The sequence below is a fragment of the Streptomyces aurantiogriseus genome (assembly GCF_014649375.1).
Lineage (GTDB): Bacteria > Actinomycetota > Actinomycetes > Streptomycetales > Streptomycetaceae > Streptomyces > Streptomyces aurantiogriseus.
Genome location: NZ_BMSX01000008.1, coordinates 239,661 through 256,186 on the forward strand (window position 1 = coordinate 239,661; position 16,526 = coordinate 256,186).

Consider the following 16,526-nt stretch of genomic DNA (forward strand, 5'->3'; position numbering starts at 1 on the left):
CGTCTCGGCCGCAAAGCGGAACAAAGGGCTTGCAGATCATTAACACGTCGTCTTGATCTTGTTTCGGGGCTCGCTGGTTTGGGTGAGAACCCGAGCCTGGAGGGCCGCGAGGGCGACGGGTGGCGTCGTCGCGGGCGGGATGACGATGTCGTGTGCCTTGAACAGTTTCCTGTTCTTCAAAAGGGTGCGGTGCATCGCGGTCCGGCTGCTGCCGAACAGCACGGCGAGAGGTTCCGCGGCCAGGGCGACCCGCAGGTGTAGCACGGTGGACAGGACTTGTTCGGGGAAGGTGAGCCGGGGCGGACGGCCGCGCCGGGCATCGCCGTCTAGGGCCAAGGTCTCTGTGAGGCGGTTCAGTTGTTGCCGGGACATGCCGGTGAGGGTGGGATCGGACAGCAGGGCCTGGCTCCACTGCGGGGCTGGCGCCTGCGGAGCCTGGGCCACCGGGACGGCCGGGCGGGGCTGTGGGTGCAGGGCATAGTTCCAGTCGCCGTGGAATGCGTGGCGGGTCAGCGGCAGGGCCGCCATCTCCGCGTCACTGATACGGACTCCGGTGGGATAGGTGTTGGTGTCGAGGGCAGCACTCACGCGCAGTCCGGTGCTGGTGGTGGTCGCGGCGATGGACTGGACGATGACTTCGTGGCTGGTCAGCGGGCGGCCGCGCCAATTCATGGTGATGTGCGAGAAGAGCCGGTGCTCGATCTTGTTCCACTTCGATGTGCCTGGAGGCAGATGACACACGGTGATGGTCAGTCCCGTCTCGGCGGCGAGCCGGGCGAGTTCGAGTTTCCAGGCCCGCGTGCGGTAGCCGTTGGAGCCACCCGCGTCGGCGGTGATCAGCAGCCGTGCCGCCTGCGGGTAGGCAGCCTGGCCCTCGCCGTGCCACCAGCGGCGGATCGACTCGGCCGCGAAGGCGGCAGTGTCGTGGTCGGTGCCGACGTTGACCCAGCCGGTGTTCGCCGCCAGGTCGTAGGGGACGGCCTTGCCCAGCTGCGGGTCGGCGAAGTCATGCACGCTCACCGGCACTGGCTCACCCGTCGGCCGCCACTGTCGGCCGTTGTTCTTGAACTCTTCGACGAGTTCCTTCTTCTTGGTGTCCACGCTGATCACGGGCTGCCCGGTGTCCCGGTGATCGCGGGCCTGCTCGTTGAGGTAGCGGAACTGGGCGTCCCGGTCCGGATGTTGGCTGCCCTCGATGGTCTTGGCGTTGGCCTGCAGGCTGAAGCCTTCCTCCCGCAGCAGGTCGGCGACGGTGTCGGCACTGACGCGGTGCCCGGCCCGGGTCAGCTCCTGCGCAAGCGCGCGGGTGGACTTCACCGTCCACCGCAGCGGCGACATCGGATCACCCCGTACATCCGGCTTCACCAGCGCCAGCAGGGCCGGCCGCAGCCCCGGATTCAGATCCGCGACCCGCTTGCGGCCCCCGCCAGGACGCCGCACCCGCCCCAAAGGCTCCTCACCCGCCTCGAGTTCGAACACGCCCTTACGGACCGTCGTCTCACTGACCGCAGCGGCCTGAGCCACGGCCCGGACACCGCCGTGCCCCAGCCCCCGGGCCTCCGCAGCCATCAACAGCCGTCGCTGCCGCTCGTCCAGATGCGGGAGCAACACCGCGAGCTTCACGGCGAGTTGGTCACGAATCTCATCCGGGATGCGCATACCACACCAACGAGCTTCAGAACGGGAAGCAACACCTTGATTCTCTGCAAGCCCTAAGTTCGGGAAGGCCACAGCAGAGGAGATGGCCGCGGCAGGCTTCGAACTGCTCGAAGAGGGGGTCGGGGTTCACCCCTCCCACATGTTCGGGACGATGAAGTACACCGACGGCCGAGTCATCACACCGCACGAGGGCGCGTTCGCGTGGCGCATGTACCGGAGGTTGTAGATCAGTGAAGGTTGAGGACGTCATGAGCTTCCTCGTCGACCACAGGGCTCCGAATGTCACCCCCGGGTATGTCGCGGAGCAGCTGCTCTCCATGTCCTGGATCATCGATCCCAAGGACGGGGCGCAGATCTTCGTGACCGGGAAGGAGTGGCTGAAGTCGGACGACCCGTTTCGGGTCGAGGTCGCGATCGGACTGGAGAACCTGACCTATCTGGCCGACTCCTGGGAGGAGCTGGTCGAACTGGCCGAACCTCTCAAGGAGAAGTTCCCCACGATGGTCGCCGACATCGACGCCTGGATGGCGAGGGCTGAAGCCTCGTACGAAAGGCGCCGGACGGGTTCCTTCTGGGACGACTACAAGCCCCACTGACGTCTCCTCGACCGATCGGCACCACAACGGAAGCCCCGCCAGGCACTGGGCGGATTCCAGGGGTCGTTGCAATACGTGGTTGTTGATCAGGCCGCGAGCAGTTTATGCAGGCGCTCGGCTGGGGTTTCCCAGCCGAGCGTTTTGCGTGGCCGGCTGTTGAGTTCGGCTGCGACGGCCTCCAGGTGGTCGGGGCCGTGGACGGACAGGTCGGTGCCCTTGGGAAAGTACTGCCGAAGCAGTCCGTTCGTGTTCTCGTTCGATCCGCGCTGCCAGGGGCTGGCCGGGTCGCAGAAGTAGACCGGGATGTCGGTGGCCACGGTGAAGGCGTGGTGGGCGGCCATCTCGGAACCCTGGTCCCAGGTCAGTGACTTGACCAGGTGCCGGGGCAGCGTCTGGACGGTGGTCTGCAGGGCGGTGCTGACATATTCGGCGCCACGGCCCTGGGGCAGGTGGACGAGCAGCACGTAGCGGGTGGCCCACTCAACCAGAGTGCCGATGGCGGACGCGCCGTCCTTGCCGATGATCAGCTCGCCTTCCCAGTGGCCGGGCACGGCACGATCGTCCGCTTCGGCGGGCCGTTCGCTGATCATGACCATGGGGTGGGCGAAGCGCGGCTGCCGAGGGGCAGCCTGCCGGTGCGGCTTGCGCCTAGCTCGTCCTGTGCGCAGGGCCTTGGCCAGCTCACGGCGCAGTTCCCCGCGGCCCTGGACGTAGAGGGCCTGATAGATCGTCTCGTGGACCACGTGCATCTCCGGCCGGCTGGGGAACCGTCTGCGAAGAGCGTGACAGATCTGTTCTGGGCTCCACCGCATCGCCAGGTGAGCCTGGATGAAGTCCCGCAGCTCGGTGTTCTGGCCGATCTTGCTGGGTTTGGGTCGGGGCCGGCGTTGGTCGGCCCGGCGCTGTGCGGCGTGGGGACGGTAGGCCCATCGGGTGCGGTCACCGCGCAGGGGCATGCTGTTGCGGCGTATTTCACGGCTGATCGTCGACGGGCTGCGGCCCAGCTCGGCGGCGATGGCCCGGACGGACGCTTTCTCACGCAGCCGGTCGGCTATGTGGATGCGTTCGTCTTCCCGCAGGTACCTCGTGGACGAAGGCTCGGGCTCCTGCTCCGGCAGAGCAGGAGCCCGCCGCCGCTTCGGGTCGTCCGGCCGTTTCGCCATTCGCGGCCGGTCCGCTCATGGACGCCGACCTGTCGGCTTGCCTCTCGGTTGGTCAGCCCCATCTGCACGAGCCGGAAGTATTCCTCCCGTTCTCGCCGCAGCTTCACAGGCCCCTGAGCCTTGCGAACCTTACGGATCTCGAAGTCCATCGCACCCCTTGAGCTGGGGTGTTGCGACGACCACTAGAACCGAAGCTGCCTGGCGGGGCTTCCCGCTTTCTCCGCTACGACCGCCCCCGTACCTCCGCCTCCAGCCTGAGCGCCTCCTCCATCACCGCCCTCGCGATCAATGCCGCGCTCCCGCCCCCCGAGATCTCCGTGCGGTTGGCCTCGGCGTCCTCCACCACCACCGCGACCGCGACCGCCGGCTGGGCCGAGTCGGCCGCCTGGGCCCAGGCGATGAACCAGGCGTAAGGGGTGCCCGTGTTGCCCAGGCCGTGCTGGGCGGTGCCCGTCTTGCCGCCGACCCCGACCCCGGCGCCGGGGTCGGCCGCGTTGGTGCCGGTGCCGGGGTCGACCGCGCGGACCATCAGCTCCTGGAGGCGGGCCGCGGTCGAGGGGCTCATGGCCTGGCGGTAGCTGCGGCGGCCCGTGGTGGGCCACATGGTCGTCGATGAACACGTACAGTGCCGCCAGAAGGGCGTCCAGGTTTGTCGTCACACACGAGCCAACGGGCGCCCTTCGCCATGGTCGCGGCCAGCACAAACATCGGACTCATTCATCTAGCGGCCGTGACGCGCTCAAGCTCTTCAACGAGAACATCACCGCATGGGAGGTGGTCAGGCGATGACCCCAGAGGAGCGGGATCTGGTCATGGACCTGGTGCTCGTACCGGGTAAAGGCCGGACGCGCACGCTGGACGAGGTGCTCGCCCACTTCGGCGAGTCCGACGGTGGGGTCCTGGCGCTCCGGCTACTCCGGGACGCCATGGAGCGCCGGGACGCCGACGACGTCGAGATGGCGTTGATCGTCAAGGCCGCCGCCGGCGCCTCGGGCGAGGAGTTCCTGGAGCCGTTGATCGAGCTGTCCCGTGCCGACTGGCACACTCGCCACGAGGATGTCGTGCGCATGCTGGGCAAGCTCCGCTCGCCCAGGGCGGTGCCGGCGCTGCGCGAGGCGGCTCGCTGGGTTCCCGAGTACCTGGACTGGGACGAGAACCGGGCGCTCGCGGTGAAGGCGATCTGGGCTCTCGGCGCCATTACCGGCGCGGAGGCCCGGGAGGCCCTCGAGGGCTTGCGCGACGACGAGAACGAGATCATCCGTGAGAACGCGGTGAAGCAGCTCGCACGCCGCGGCGAGCTCTGACCGCGGACTCGTAGCCGTTCATCCGGAACGCCCGGCCGAGTTTCCTCGGCCGGGCGTTCCGCCGTATCCGGAGCCTATCGAGAGGTGGGGCATCACCCTCGCGCCTCACCGCCCCCGCGCCTCCGCCTCCAACGGTTCAGCCGGCTCGAAGACGGCCCAGGTCACCGCGACCGACGGCCACCCCTTCTGGGTCCCCGAGCTCGGCAGGTGGATCGACGCCACCGACCTGAAGTCGGGCGAGTGGCTTCAGACCAGCACTGGTACGTATGTACAGGTCACCGCCGTCCAGCGGTGGACCGGTCTGGGCGCCAGGGTTCACAACCTGACCGTCTCGGACGTCCACACCTACTACGTGGTGGCGAGCGGTGCCCCGATCCTGGTCCACAACTGTGGAAGGAACCAGGACGGGTATCTGTACCGCGGTCTTGCCAGGGGGCACAACCGCTACGATGCCGCTGCTGAAGGCCGTGCGGTTCCCATCGGAGGCAACCGGACCATCGAAGAGCACTCGGGTGGAAACAAGACAGACAGCAACTTCACGTCGTGAACGGATGACCCCGACACGGCCGCGGAAAGTGCCCAGACTCTGGGCGACAACTGGGTTGGGGAAGGTGTGGTGCTGCGCATCAGGGTGGCAAACATCGATCCCGCCATCGGGCCGTCGAGGAATATTCAGATCCACGACACGGAATATGAAAACTGGGGTGAAGACGAGCATCTCATTGTCGGTGAAATCGAGGCCGACGAGATCAGCTTCGACCTCGGGGAGACCTGGTCACCCGTCAGGCGGCGATGAGATGAACGAAGTATCCGCGAGTGAACTGCTCGCCGCATGGGAGTCCGGATCCGAGGTCAGTGTTCAGGCCAAAGATGCACTGCTTTCTGGAGCGCATTTCAACGTCTGGCTCGACACCGTTCCGGCGCCGAGACTTCGGGGCGTCCTGCGCCGCAGGGTGACAGCCACGCGACGGCGCGGCAGGCCGGTCGTCGGGGCCACGGAATGCCTTGCGAGTCTTGCCGAAATGGGCGAGCGGGGCCTTCTGGTGGGCTACGTGGACGACCGCGAACGAGCGGGACACTGGTTTCAGCTCTACCTCGATCCGCACCCGCTCAAAGTGATCGGATGCGTCAGGGTCGGCATCTCCTCCGGAGATGACCCCGGCACTGGTCCCGCATAACACCGCGGGTAGACGAAGCCACAGTGCCCCAGCGGCCCCACCGGATCTGCTTCCGGTGGGGCCGCTGGGTTCTTCGCGGCGGGCCCGCGTCTCACCGCCCCCGCGCCTGCGCCTCCAGCCGCAGCGCCTCCTTCATCACCGCCCGTGCGATGGGGCCGCGTCACCGCCGCCGCTGATGTCGCTGCGGCTGGCCTCCGCGCCCTCCACGACGACGGCGACCGCGACGGCCGGCTGGGCGAGTCCTTGGCCTGGGCCCAGGCGATGAACCAGGCGTAGGGGCTGCCCGTGTTGCCCAGGCCGTGCTGGGCCGTGCCGGTCTTTCGTTTCGCCCCATGGCCTGAACCCCGTGCGGTGACGGTCTGCGGACAGCAGTTCGCCGTACTCCTCTTGCCGCCGTCGCCCAGGACCACTGCGACGCCTTCCTGCGCGACTACGGCGTGGTCCGCGACCGGTCGGGCGAGGTCGTCCGTCCCAAGGCTGGCAACACGCTGCGGACGGTCGTGTCGGCCATGCAGGAGATCGCCGACTCGCCCAGGGTGATCACGGGGGCGCCCGCGAGGCCGCAGGTCGTGATCAAAACCTCGCCGCTGAGACGGCCTGCTTGCACATGATCGATGAACTCGGCCCCCATGTCGCTGACCTGCGACGCCTCCGCCGGGCCGACCAGCAAGCCAAAGACGCCCAGCTTGTCCGGCGCCTGTTCGATGAGGACCGCCTCACCGCCCTCGTCGACGGACATCTGCAGGCAGGCAGCCCGCTGCCCAGGCTCGATCCACGCCAGATCGCCATGCGCAAAGCCCGCGGCTGGGACCCGGGGGATCCGCTGCTGGAGGTCAACTTCGTCCATCTGCTGCGGCCGACGGGGCACCGGGACCTCGCTCCAGCCTTGTTCAGGCAAGTTCGCCCGATGCTGGAGGAAGCTGTCACCCGCGTCGGTGTCGAGTTTGTGTGGTGCCGCAACGCGGACCCTGTTCCCCGCGCGGACACGGGTGAGATGGTCCCTTGGTCTCTTCCCATGCCGTCCGTTCGTGCGGACAGCCTGGTGAGGGCCGCCGGTCATGCCTGCATCGTTGCGACGTCGGCGCTGACCGGAATGCGGGCCAGCGAGCTGATGGAGCTGACTGTCGGCTGCCATCGGGCCAGCAGCGACGACGGCACCGGCCTGGCCCGTCACCGCTTGGTGAGCAAGGTCATCAAGGCCCGTCGCTGGGGCGGCGAGGTCGACGAATGGGTCGTCGTCGAGGAAGTCGTGCGCGCCATTGCGCTGGCCGAGCAGCTCACCGACGCCACCACGGGGCAGCTGCTGTTCGGCCCATTCCAGGGCTTCAACAGCAACGGCGCGATGGACTGGCTTCGACAATGGGTAGCCTCACCCGCCGGGAAGCGACTGGGCCTGGCTCCGATCCCCGACGAGCCGATCCACCCCCGGCGCCTGCGGCGGACACTCGCGGTCGAGATGGGAGCCCGTCCCGGCGGGCTGTTCGCCACCAAGGTCCACTTCAAGCACCTGTCCGTGGCCACCAGCGAGGGATACGCGGCCCGGCCCGGCGGGGCGCAAGCCGGTTTCCACCAGGAATGGAAGCAGGCCGAGGCCAAGGAGAAGCTGGCCCAGACAGTCGAGGCATTCCGCCAGTTCCAGCAAGGACAGCTGCCCGCTGGCCCCGGAGCCGACGCCCTCATGGCCACCTTCCGCACCGTCGAGGAGGAGTTGGACCGGAACGATCCAGGACCGGCGAAGATGGTCACCGACCGGCAGGTTGAGCTATTGCTGAAGAAGAAGGCCGCAGCCCTGCATCTGTCCGCCGCGAACTACTGCTGGTTCGAGGACCCTGCGAAGGCCCTCTGCCTCAAGCTCGCCGGCGCCAAGTCCGCGAGCGCACCGCTGACCGGGCTGTGTGACAGCGCCCGCTGCCCGCAGGCCACCCACCACCTCGTCCACCGGCCCATCTGGCAGACGGCAGCCGACAACGGCACTGCACTGCTGAGCAGCCCTCGCATTCCGGCAGGGGAGAAGACCCGCCTGCGTGCGGAGCAGGAACGTTCGCAGCACGTCCTGGAAGAAATCGACAAGGCCAGCAGAAAGGCGAAATGACATGGCCCTCACCGCAGAACAGCGCGATCAGGCAGAACGGCGGGTCCGCGCGGCCATCGACCGTCTGCTGGCCGGGCAGATTCCGCCCGGTGGGGCCTGCGACGTCAAGACCCTAGCCCGCGAGGCCGGCATCTCCCGCGCAGCTCTCTACCGGACCTGGGGACATCTCAAGGACGAGTTCGAGCAACGACGTTCCACCGCCCGGGCCGCCGGCCAGCAGCCCGACCCGCGCGAGGCTCAAATCCTCCGCCTGCGAGCACACAACCAGCGACTCACCAGCAAACTCGCCCGCACTCACACCGAACTCGCCCAGCTCAAGGAACGCCATCAACTGGCCCTGTCGGCCCTGGCCGCCCAGGACGACGAACTCCAGCGGCTCCGCCGCCAGCTGACCACAATCAGCCCCACCGCCCCTGCAGGCGTCGTCACTCTGCCCCGCCCATGAACTCCTCCGGCGCGTGCTCAAGAGGGTAGAGAGGTGGTTGTCGTTGAGTGAGAGGACGAGAACCACGTGGACGTGTATGAAGCCGTGGACAGTCGGCGGGCCGTGCGGGCGTTCAGCGATGAGCCGGTACCCAAAGAGGTTCTCGAACGAGTGCTGACCGCTGCCACGCGGGCTCCGTCGAGTGGAAATCTCCAGCCGTGGCATGTCTATGTCGTGGCCGGCGATCCCTTGGCCGAACTGAAGAAGCGTGCGACGGCCAGGGCGCTTGCGGGAGATCCGGGCGATGAGCGGGAGTATCCGATGTATCCGGCCGAGCTGCCTTCGCCGTATCTGGACCGCTTTTCCGCTGCGGCCGCCCAGCGGTACGAAGCGCTGGGAATCGAGCGCGACGACCCCGACAGGCCCATGAAGATCGCCGCCTTGAACTCGGGGGCGTTCGGAGCGCCGGTCGTGCTGTTCTGCTACCTCGACCGGACGATGGGGCCCGGGCAGTGGGGAGATGCGGGGATGTACTTGCAGACGGTCATGCTGTTGCTGAGGGCGGAAGGGGTGCACAGCTGTCCCCAGGTGATGTGGACGATGTATCGCAAGACCGTCAGCCAGATAGTCGGAGCCGATGACGGGCTCGTACTCTTCTGCGGTGTCTCGGTGGGCTTCGAGAAGGAAGGCGTACCCCGGCTGCGTACCGGGCGAGCGGATATGACGGAAACAGTGAGCTTCATCGGAGTGTGACCGTCAGGCAGTCAAGATCGGCAGGACAGCCTATGAGCCCCCCGGGCCCCTAACGGGCTGACCCGCGATTGATCTCGGGGCGTGTTGGCCCGCGGGTTCGGCTGGGCGCGACCGTCTCTATGGCCCCGCACTCACCGACCAAGATCAGTCGCAGGTCGGCCCTTTAGGGTCGGTGGCATGACGACATCCCTTGCCAGCAGTGCCTTCGACTCGCTCCGCCTCGACGCCGTGCCCGATCAGGACGCGTTGCGCCGGGTCTACGAACTGCCCAAGGACACGGCCATACGCAAGCAGATGACCGAACTCACCGAGCAGACCCGGCGGTTGATCGGCTGCTCATCGCTGGTCCTGGTCGCCAGCGCGGACGCCGAGGGCAACTGCGACGTTTCCCCGCGCGGCGGCCCCGCCGGGTTCGTTGCCGTCCTGGACGCACGGACGGTGGCGATACCTGACGCGACCGGCAACAAGCGTCTGGACACCCTGCAGAACGTCATCGCCACCGGACGGGCCGGGCTACTGTTCGTCATCCCGGGGCGCACCACGACGCTCAGGGTGAACGGCCGGGCCTGCGTCTCCACCCGCCCGGAGCTGCTGTCGCAGCTGACCGCCGTGGGCAAACCTCCGGCCAGTGCGCTGGTGCTGGGGATCGAGGAGGTCTACCCGCACTGCCCCAAGTCGCTCCTGCGCAGCGGGGCCTGGAAGCCGGAGCAGTGGCTGTCGGCGGACGCCCAGCCGACCTCGGCCGAGGTGACACTGGCCCAGCTGCGGATGCCGGAGCTGACGATCGCTGACATCGAGCAGGCGGAAGCAGACTCGCTGAAGTACCGGTACGAGTAACGGGCCGACCTGCGCTAACTGAACCACCAGCCCGTCGAATCCCCGGACCAGCACCCCCCAAGATCAATCGCGGGGCGGCCCGAAAAAGGAGCGGTCGTGCCCGGCAACTCGTAGAGGCTGAGTTCCAAACGCTTCACCCGCACGGATGAACCTCGCCCCGGCACACAGCCGAGACACGTGATCTCCGCGTCTTCGACGCCGAGATCACGGCGCAGACCATCCCGACGAGACACTACGGAAGGTGGACACGCCCGATGCCCCGATAATCCAGTGATCCCGCGGTGGTCGCCACTGCCCGGTCCGTGGTAATGGGCCGGCGAGTGAGCAGAAGGACTGCCGGCCGTCGCAGCAGACGGGCCACCTGGCTGCCCGACGAGCGGGGGTGCTCGGAGGAGTCCTCCGGAGCACCCCCATGGCCCGTCACCGGGGCTCAGGCAGGGTCTCCGCCCGCGTTGAGCCACGCACGCACCGACCCGTCACCGGACACCACCAAGTAGTCCGCCCTGTCGTCACGGTTGATGTCGGCGAGCCGAAGGCTGTTCCGGGACGAGCCGACGCCGACGGCGAAGACGCCCCGGTTGGTCCAGCCGCCGCGGCCCTCACCTCCGTTGTTGATCCAGGCGCGGATCTGGCCCGCCTCACTCACCATCAGGTAGTCGGCACGGCCGTCACCGCTGACGTCGGCGAACCGGACCATGGCGCGGGTGGCACCGTCCACACCGGCGGCGAAGGTCCCCAGACCGGCCCAGGAGGGTTTCCCTCCGTTGCCGGGGGTGTTGAGCCAGGCTCGTACGGCGCCGTTGTCGTCGATGACCAGGTAGTCGGCTCGGTCGTCGCCGTCGATGTCGGCGAACCGGACCTGAGGGCCGGGAGCGCCGACGCCGGGAGCGATTTCACCCCAGCTCTTCCAGGAGGGCTTTCCTCCGTTGCCGGGGGTGTTGAGCCAGGCTCGTACGGCGCCGTTGTCGTCGATGACCAGGTAGTCGGCTCGGTCGTCGCCGTCGATGTCGGCGAACCGGACCTGTGAGCCGGGAGCGCCGACGCCGGGAGCGATCTCCTGGGGACCGGTCCAGTGGGGGGTCCCCGCGGGGGAGATCCCGCCATCGGTGAGCCGTGCCTGCACCGAACCGTTGTTGTTCACGATCACGTAGTCCGGGAATCCGTCTCCGTTGATCTCCGCGAACTGAAGCGCATCCGGGTCGCCGACCAGCTCGCCGGAGTAGACCCGGCCGAGGCTGGACCAGGACGGCTTTCCGCCGTCACCCGGTGTGTTCAGCCACGCGTCGACGGCGCCGTCGACCTTGAACGCCAGGTAGTCTGATCTGCCGTCGCCGTCGAGGTTGACGAACCTGATCTGGCCCGGGGTGACTCCCGGCACCTTGGCGATCTCTCCCCAGCTCTTCCAGGAGGGCTTTCCGCCGTCGCCGGGTGTGTTCAGCCACGCTCGCACCGCGCCGCCCCCATCAATCGCGAGGAAGTCCGCGCGACCGTCACCGCTGAGGTCGGTGAACCTGATCTGGCCCGGGGTGACTCCCGGCACCTTGGCGATCTCTCCCCAGCTGCTCCAGGAGGGCTTTCCGCCGTCGCCGGGTGTGTTCAGCCACGCCCGCACCGCGCCGCTGTCCTCGACGACCAGGTAGTCGGCGCGCCGGTCTCCGTTGATGTCGGTGAGGTTTATCTGGTGCGATGATGCTCCGACGCCAGGAGCTATCTCTCCCCAGCTCTTCCAGGAGGGCTTTCCGCCGTCGCCAGGAGTGTTCAGCCACGCCCGGACCGGGCCGGCCGGGTCCAGGTCCAGATAGTCGGCTCGGCCGTCTCCGTTGATGTCGGTGAAGTACACCTGCGCTCCAGGCGCACCCACGCCGGGGGCGATCCGGCCGAGGCGGGACCACGACGGCTTGCCGCCGTCACCCGGCTCGTTCCCCCAGGCTTCGACCGCACCGTCGTCGGCGATCCTCAGGCGGTCATCCCGTCCGTCGCCATTGATGTCGGCGAAGTCGACCCACCCGCTGGAGACCGGAAGCCCGGCACCCGGAATGACCTCCCCTGCGTTGTCCCAGCCGCCAGGTTCCGTCTCGGGGGCCGGGCAGGTGCCCGTACCACCGGAGTCGGGAGCGACGGGGTCCTTGAGCCAGCCCCTCCCGGCAGCGTCATAAATGCTGTCCCGGAAGACGGTGCTCATCTTGCGGTAACCCTCGTCGTTGGGGTGCAGCTGATCGGCCAGATCGGCTGTGGTCACCGAGCTCATGTCCGCCAGCAGAACGTGCTTGCCCGCAGCCTGGCGGCTCTTGACCAGACCGGGGATGCTGCGGTTGTACTCCACGATGCGTGGCTGAACCGCCGGCTTGGTGGACGGAACGACGGTCGCCACCACGACGACCGCCTCCGGAGCGTCGACGAGGACCTGATCGATCAGGTTGCCGAGCCGAGTCGGTGCGCTGCCCACGCTGTAGTTCTGGTTCATGTCATTCGTCCCGGCATGCAACAGGATCACGTTGGGCCGGTGCATGGGAACCGAGCAGTCCGCCACCTGGGCGATCTGGTCGATGCGCCAACCGGAATGCCCCTCGTGGTTGCGGTCCGGCAGCTGACCCGCCGTCATGGTTCCGACGAAGTCCAGTCGGTTGCCCGCCGCGTCGAACTCGGCCCAGAGATCGGCTCGGTAACTGGACCCCGTCGAGCTGCCACGCCCCTCGGTGATCGAGTCGCCCAGGGGCATGACCCGCATGTTGCGGATGAAGCCGAGCCTCCTGGCCGCGGCGACGATCAGGTCGTGGAAGAGGATGCCGGTCTGCGTCAGTTCGGCCGACAGCCAGGTCGCCGCGCTCACCACGGAGTCGCCCACCCACCAGCGGATCGAATTCGCGGCGGAGACGATGGCCTTGCCCATCCTGGAGAAGACCGCGGGGGCCTTGTCCTTCGCCCACGACACCAGGTAGCGATTGGTCATGTAGCCGCCTGCTGCGGCGACGATCCCAGCGGCCAGCGCCTCGTTCCAGACCGGGTTGAAGTGGCTCAGGTCGTCGCCTTTGAAGATCGCCAGCATGACCGTGCCGACGAAGGCCCCCGCAAAGCCGGCGAGCGAACCGCAGAGGTCGATGACGAGCGGAGTGGCTGAGGCACCGCCGAAGCCGACGATGCAGACGGCGTCGACGAACGCGTACAAGGCGAAACCGATCACGCCGGCAACCCAGGGTCCCCACAACGGTGGCTCGGACTGCTCCCAGGTCTGGGCCCCGGGCAGGACGATCGCCAAGCCGGTGGAGGTCTGCACGAGAGTCCCGTCGAAATCGAACCACTCGAACCCCGGGTCCGGCAGATCCATCTTGTGGCTCTCGAACATGTCTCTGATCGCATCGCTCAGCAGCTCGTCGTCCTGGTTGAGCCCGTCGATCACGTCCTGGGTGACCGCCTGATCGAGTCCCTCGACGTCATAGTTGATCACTATGTCGCCGTCGGCGACGTCCATCGCCGCCACTCTGCCCGGCTCGTCCACACAGTCGATGCTGATGCCGGAGCCACCCCCGGCGGCAGTCTGCTCCAGCGCGCCCGTGCTGGCCGGCCCCGGGCGCGCCGTCCCCGCCGGTCCGCAGAGCACCACTGGCGGGGACGTCTCCGTCACCGGCACCGCGGCGGCCGACGCGTTGACATCGATGATCTTCAAGCCGTCTGTTCCGAAGCCGCCTGCTTCGGCAGCGGCGTCATACGCGGCGAACCCGGTTGTCGGCTGCCGGGCGGCTGCCTGGTCGAGTGCCACTGCGGACTCGCTCGACACGTGCAGAGTGAGAGAACAGGCGATACCGACTGTGATGATGCGGATGATTGAACCCAGGCTTCGCGGGCCGGGCGTTTTTCTTCGACTCAACGAACTTTTCCACTTCTAGAAGCGGCAGCGTCCCAACAGGCTCGGATGCCCGGCCGGATGAGCTGCTGCCGCAGACACAAGCAGCTACGTAAGGTCTGGTTCACGCGTCAGCCGCGGCCTCGTCGTTCGGCGGCGTCCTTCAGGGCGCCGAGCCATGCCAGGAGGGAACCTTCCAAGGCCGTGCGCATCCCCTCCGGGTCGGCTTCCACGGGCGCGCCCGCCCAGGACCCGAGGGGAGTGACGAGGGCGCCGCCCTTCGTGGTCGGCTCGAAGGTCCGGACGTGGAGGCCGTCGATGCCGTGGGCCGGGCCGCCCCGGACGGTGCGGCGCCGCGGCTGCAGGGCCCAGGAGGCGTTCCGGGTCAGTCCCGGTCGGCGATCGAGGACCCGTGGATTCCGGCGGTGACCCTCCGCGGGAGGTGCACGGTGGCGACGGGCGCGGCCTCGCGGAATCACACCGATGCGGGCGGGCTGCTCGTCCTTCCACGGGTAGGGGATGCCGGAGGTTTCGCCTCGAAGGTCACCGTCCCCTCCACGAACACCACGTACCGCTCGGTGACGGCGAAGTCGTGCTTGCAGCCGGCCGGCATGCTCGATGACGTGGGTGCCCGCTGTGCCCGCTGTGCCCGCTGCGCCGGCGGTCAGGTCGGGTCCCCTGTCCGTCATGCAGGGCGCTTTGTTCAGGGCCGGCGTGCGGACCCAGCGATCGCGGTACCACTCGGCGCGCCCGTCGCGCAGCCGGATGCCGTGCACCATGCCGCTGCCCTCGAACCAGTGGGTGGGAGTGACGCCGGGCTTGGGCTTGTGGCCGTTGTGCACCAGCCGCCCGGACAACTCGTGGGGAAGGGTTCCTTCGACGCGGAGGTCGTGTGCGGTGACCTCGTCGACGTGGGGCGTGTAGTGGCCCGGCAGGGTAGGACTTCACGATGACTCCTTGTCACTGGGGTACTCGTACTCGGTTCGCCCGGGGGACGGACCGGCTCGGTTCGCTGCGGGGAACTCATCGGGACGGGGTGGCCTCGGGGGCGCCGGTCCGCGAGTCGCGCAGCTTGTCGACTCCTGCTCCGAGGGCGGCCAGGAGGCAGATGACGGCCGCGCCGACCAGGGCGCGGCGATAGCCGTGCGCCAGGGCCGCCGGACCGGTGACCGCGGTGCCCACTCCGGATACCGCGAGCGGGGTCAGGACAGCGAGGCCGATCGCGCCGCCGACCTGCCGTGTGGTGTTGATCAGTCCGCCGGCCACACCCGCGTGACGCGCCTCCACACCGTTCACGCCGAGAGCGGTCAGCGGTACGAAGGCCAGGCCCAGACCCACACCGATCAGCACGGTCGGACCCAGCAGGTCGGCCGCGAACGTGCCGTCGACGGGCAGCCGCGCCAGCCAGAACAGCCCTGCGGCGAGGGCGAGGAAACCGGGAAGCAGCGTTGCGCGCAGACGCCCGGCCAGGGCGGAAGCCGCCATGAGCGCCGCGGAGAGCGGTAGTTGTGTGAGACCGGTGGTCAGCGGTGAGTAGTCGAGGACCTTCTGCTGGTAGAGAGGAAGGAAGAAGAAGGTGCCGACCCACACCATGCCGAGCAGCAGCATGAGGAGGTTGCCCACCACAACGGCACGGTTCTTCAGCAGCACCGGAGGGATCAACGGGTGACTCGCCCGGCGTTCGAGAGGCGCGAGACACAGCAGCAGGGCGAGGCCGGCCGATGGGATCACGGTGCTCTGCAGGGTGGATCCGTCGCGTGAGCCGAGGCCGTACACCAGGAGGACGAGGCCGACGGTCGCGGCGAGAGTGCCTGGCAGATCGAGCCGCCCTTCGGCCCTGCGGACACCGCGGGGGATCAGGCCGGGAACGGCGAGCAGGACGGGGGTGGCGACGACCGCGCTCACCGCGAAGATCGACCACCACCCGAGGGCGCTGGTCAGCAGCCCACCGAAGAGCACGCCGGCCGCTCCGCCCGCCGCGGAGGCGGCTCCCCAGATACCCAGGGCCCTCCCGCGGCCCGCGCCCGCGGGCCACAGCGACAGCAGGACGGCCAGGGCCGCCGGGGAGAGCACGGCGGCCCCGACGCCTTGCACCGCGCGTGCCGCGATGAGCGGGCCCGCTCCGTACGTCAGGCTTGCCGCGCAGGATCCGGCGACGAACAGCAGGAGACCGATGGTGAACATCCTGCGGTGTCCTAAGAGATCGGCCAGCCTGCCGCCCACGAGCAGCAGGGCGCCGAAGGCGATGAGATAGGCGTTCACGATCCAGGCGAGCCCGGTCGGCGAGAGCTTCAGATCGCTGCCGATGGCGGGCAGCGCCACGTTCACGACGGACGTGTTCAGCACGACGAGGAACTGCGCCGCTGCCAGCAGGAGGAGAGTGGCTCCACGACGACGGGTGTGCGGCGAGTGGGTGCGGGCTCGCATGAAGGCCTTCCGGACCGCTGATCGAACAGGGGCTTGCCCCGTGGGGCGTGTGCACGCCGGCGCTTCCGGCGGCGGTGCGGTCACCATGCTCTTCCGATCGGCCGGCGGAGCCCAGACCGGTTCAGGTGCTCACTACTGCCCACTGATGCTCATGGTCGTTGCGGAGGCGGACAGGCGCCGTCCGTGACGTTCACGAGCGAGTCGGACCGGGGTTCCGGCCGGACGGCCCGCTCGGCTCCCGCTGTGAGCGGG

General features: G+C 68.3%; 14 protein-coding genes and 5 pseudogenes. 10 read left to right on the forward strand and 9 right to left on the reverse strand.

The window, feature by feature from the left end:
* Window positions 1-39: 39 nt before the first annotated feature.
* Window positions 40-1,659, reverse strand: coding sequence for an ISAzo13 family transposase (locus tag IE263_RS19185; RefSeq protein WP_189938028.1), 1,620 nt, complete (start codon window positions 1,657-1,659; stop codon window positions 40-42).
* 82 nt (window positions 1,660-1,741) lie between these two features.
* Between IE263_RS19185 and IE263_RS19190 the strand changes: the two genes are divergently transcribed.
* Window positions 1,742-1,885: a hypothetical protein gene (locus tag IE263_RS19190; protein ID WP_189938030.1), complete on the forward strand. Its 144-nt coding sequence runs from the start codon at window positions 1,742-1,744 to the stop codon at window positions 1,883-1,885.
* A gap of 22 nt (window positions 1,886-1,907) precedes the next feature.
* Entirely contained in the window at window positions 1,908-2,255 is a 348-nt protein-coding gene (locus IE263_RS19195; protein ID WP_189938032.1) for a hypothetical protein, read from the forward strand.
* Window positions 2,256-2,295: 40 nt separating this feature from the next.
* On the opposite strand, the pseudogene IE263_RS50350 reads toward IE263_RS19195, so the two are convergent.
* The 3 pseudogenes from IE263_RS50350 to IE263_RS19205 all read right to left on the reverse strand — a co-directional run.
* Window positions 2,296-2,406, reverse strand: a pseudogene (locus tag IE263_RS50350) (IS5/IS1182 family transposase); the annotation flags it as partial.
* A 49-nt stretch (window positions 2,407-2,455) separates the two neighbouring features.
* A pseudogene (locus IE263_RS19200) lies at window positions 2,456-3,418 on the reverse strand (IS30 family transposase); the annotation flags it as partial.
* Window positions 3,419-3,641: 223 nt separating this feature from the next.
* Window positions 3,642-4,013 (reverse strand): annotated as a pseudogene (locus tag IE263_RS19205) (penicillin-binding transpeptidase domain-containing protein); the annotation flags it as partial.
* A gap of 190 nt (window positions 4,014-4,203) precedes the next feature.
* Between IE263_RS19205 and IE263_RS19210 the strand changes: the two are divergent.
* The 4 genes and pseudogenes from IE263_RS19210 (at window position 4,204) to IE263_RS19225 (ending at window position 5,900) form a co-directional block, all read left to right on the forward strand.
* Window positions 4,204-4,722, forward strand: a complete 519-nt coding sequence (locus IE263_RS19210; RefSeq protein WP_189938034.1) for a HEAT repeat domain-containing protein — start codon at window positions 4,204-4,206, stop codon at window positions 4,720-4,722.
* A 130-nt stretch (window positions 4,723-4,852) separates the two neighbouring features.
* Window positions 4,853-5,122, forward strand: a pseudogene (locus IE263_RS50035) (polymorphic toxin-type HINT domain-containing protein); the annotation flags it as partial.
* A gap of 216 nt (window positions 5,123-5,338) precedes the next feature.
* Window positions 5,339-5,518, forward strand: a complete 180-nt coding sequence (locus IE263_RS19220) for a hypothetical protein (RefSeq protein ID WP_189938036.1) — start codon at window positions 5,339-5,341, stop codon at window positions 5,516-5,518.
* A 1-nt stretch (window position 5,519) separates the two neighbouring features.
* Window positions 5,520-5,900 (forward strand): hypothetical protein, encoded by a 381-nt coding sequence (locus tag IE263_RS19225; protein WP_189938038.1) that lies wholly within the window; start codon window positions 5,520-5,522, stop codon window positions 5,898-5,900.
* Window positions 5,901-5,991: 91 nt separating this feature from the next.
* On the opposite strand, the pseudogene IE263_RS48640 reads toward IE263_RS19225, so the two are convergent.
* Together IE263_RS48640 and IE263_RS19230 are read right to left on the reverse strand one after the other, a co-directional pair.
* Window positions 5,992-6,220 (reverse strand): annotated as a pseudogene (locus tag IE263_RS48640) (penicillin-binding transpeptidase domain-containing protein); the annotation flags it as partial.
* A 110-nt stretch (window positions 6,221-6,330) separates the two neighbouring features.
* Window positions 6,331-6,747, reverse strand: coding sequence for a hypothetical protein (locus tag IE263_RS19230; protein ID WP_189938040.1), 417 nt, complete (start codon window positions 6,745-6,747; stop codon window positions 6,331-6,333).
* Window positions 6,748-6,807: 60 nt separating this feature from the next.
* Here IE263_RS19230 and IE263_RS19235 point away from each other — a divergent pair, with 60 nt between their 5' ends.
* The 4 genes from IE263_RS19235 to IE263_RS19250 all read left to right on the forward strand — a co-directional run bounded on the left by IE263_RS19235 (window position 6,808) and on the right by IE263_RS19250 (window position 10,006).
* Window positions 6,808-7,992, forward strand: coding sequence for a site-specific integrase (locus tag IE263_RS19235; protein ID WP_189938042.1), 1,185 nt, complete (start codon window positions 6,808-6,810; stop codon window positions 7,990-7,992).
* A 1-nt stretch (window position 7,993) separates the two neighbouring features.
* Window positions 7,994-8,437, forward strand: coding sequence for a hypothetical protein (locus IE263_RS19240; protein WP_189938044.1), 444 nt, complete (start codon window positions 7,994-7,996; stop codon window positions 8,435-8,437).
* Window positions 8,438-8,503: 66 nt separating this feature from the next.
* Window positions 8,504-9,169, forward strand: a complete 666-nt coding sequence (locus tag IE263_RS19245; RefSeq protein ID WP_189938046.1) for a nitroreductase — start codon at window positions 8,504-8,506, stop codon at window positions 9,167-9,169.
* Window positions 9,170-9,346: 177 nt separating this feature from the next.
* Window positions 9,347-10,006 (forward strand): MSMEG_1061 family FMN-dependent PPOX-type flavoprotein, encoded by a 660-nt coding sequence (locus IE263_RS19250; RefSeq protein WP_189938048.1) that lies wholly within the window; start codon window positions 9,347-9,349, stop codon window positions 10,004-10,006.
* Window positions 10,007-10,436: 430 nt separating this feature from the next.
* Here the strand turns inward: IE263_RS19250 and IE263_RS19255 are convergent, their stop codons facing one another.
* The 3 genes from IE263_RS19255 to IE263_RS19265 all read right to left on the reverse strand — a co-directional run bounded on the left by IE263_RS19255 (window position 10,437) and on the right by IE263_RS19265 (window position 16,274).
* Window positions 10,437-13,781: an FG-GAP-like repeat-containing protein gene (locus IE263_RS19255; RefSeq protein WP_189938055.1), complete on the reverse strand. Its 3,345-nt coding sequence runs from the start codon at window positions 13,779-13,781 to the stop codon at window positions 10,437-10,439.
* A gap of 197 nt (window positions 13,782-13,978) precedes the next feature.
* Window positions 13,979-14,782, reverse strand: coding sequence for a carotenoid oxygenase family protein (locus IE263_RS19260; protein ID WP_189938330.1), 804 nt, complete (start codon window positions 14,780-14,782; stop codon window positions 13,979-13,981).
* Window positions 14,783-14,870: 88 nt separating this feature from the next.
* Complete coding sequence (locus IE263_RS19265) at window positions 14,871-16,274, reverse strand: MFS transporter (RefSeq protein WP_189938057.1); 1,404 nt, start codon at window positions 16,272-16,274, stop codon at window positions 14,871-14,873.
* Window positions 16,275-16,526: the final 252 nt, after the last annotated feature.

Excerpts from the sequence above, each read along its gene's own strand:
- IE263_RS19185 (WP_189938028.1), bottom strand. The coding sequence starts at position 1,659 with ATGCGCATCCCGGATGAGATTCGTGACCAACTCGCCGTGAAGCTCGCG.
- IE263_RS19210 (WP_189938034.1), top strand. The coding sequence starts at position 4,204 with ATGACCCCAGAGGAGCGGGATCTGGTCATGGACCTGGTGCTCGTACCG.
- IE263_RS19235 (WP_189938042.1), top strand. The coding sequence starts at position 6,808 with ATGCTGGAGGAAGCTGTCACCCGCGTCGGTGTCGAGTTTGTGTGGTGC.
- IE263_RS19225 (WP_189938038.1), top strand. The coding sequence starts at position 5,520 with ATGAACGAAGTATCCGCGAGTGAACTGCTCGCCGCATGGGAGTCCGGA.
- IE263_RS19230 (WP_189938040.1), bottom strand. The coding sequence starts at position 6,747 with ATGGACGAAGTTGACCTCCAGCAGCGGATCCCCCGGGTCCCAGCCGCG.
- IE263_RS19250 (WP_189938048.1), top strand. The coding sequence starts at position 9,347 with ATGACGACATCCCTTGCCAGCAGTGCCTTCGACTCGCTCCGCCTCGAC.
- IE263_RS19195 (WP_189938032.1), top strand. The coding sequence starts at position 1,908 with ATGAGCTTCCTCGTCGACCACAGGGCTCCGAATGTCACCCCCGGGTAT.
- IE263_RS19190 (WP_189938030.1), top strand. The coding sequence starts at position 1,742 with ATGGCCGCGGCAGGCTTCGAACTGCTCGAAGAGGGGGTCGGGGTTCAC.
- IE263_RS19265 (WP_189938057.1), bottom strand. The coding sequence starts at position 16,274 with ATGCGAGCCCGCACCCACTCGCCGCACACCCGTCGTCGTGGAGCCACT.
- IE263_RS19240 (WP_189938044.1), top strand. The coding sequence starts at position 7,994 with ATGGCCCTCACCGCAGAACAGCGCGATCAGGCAGAACGGCGGGTCCGC.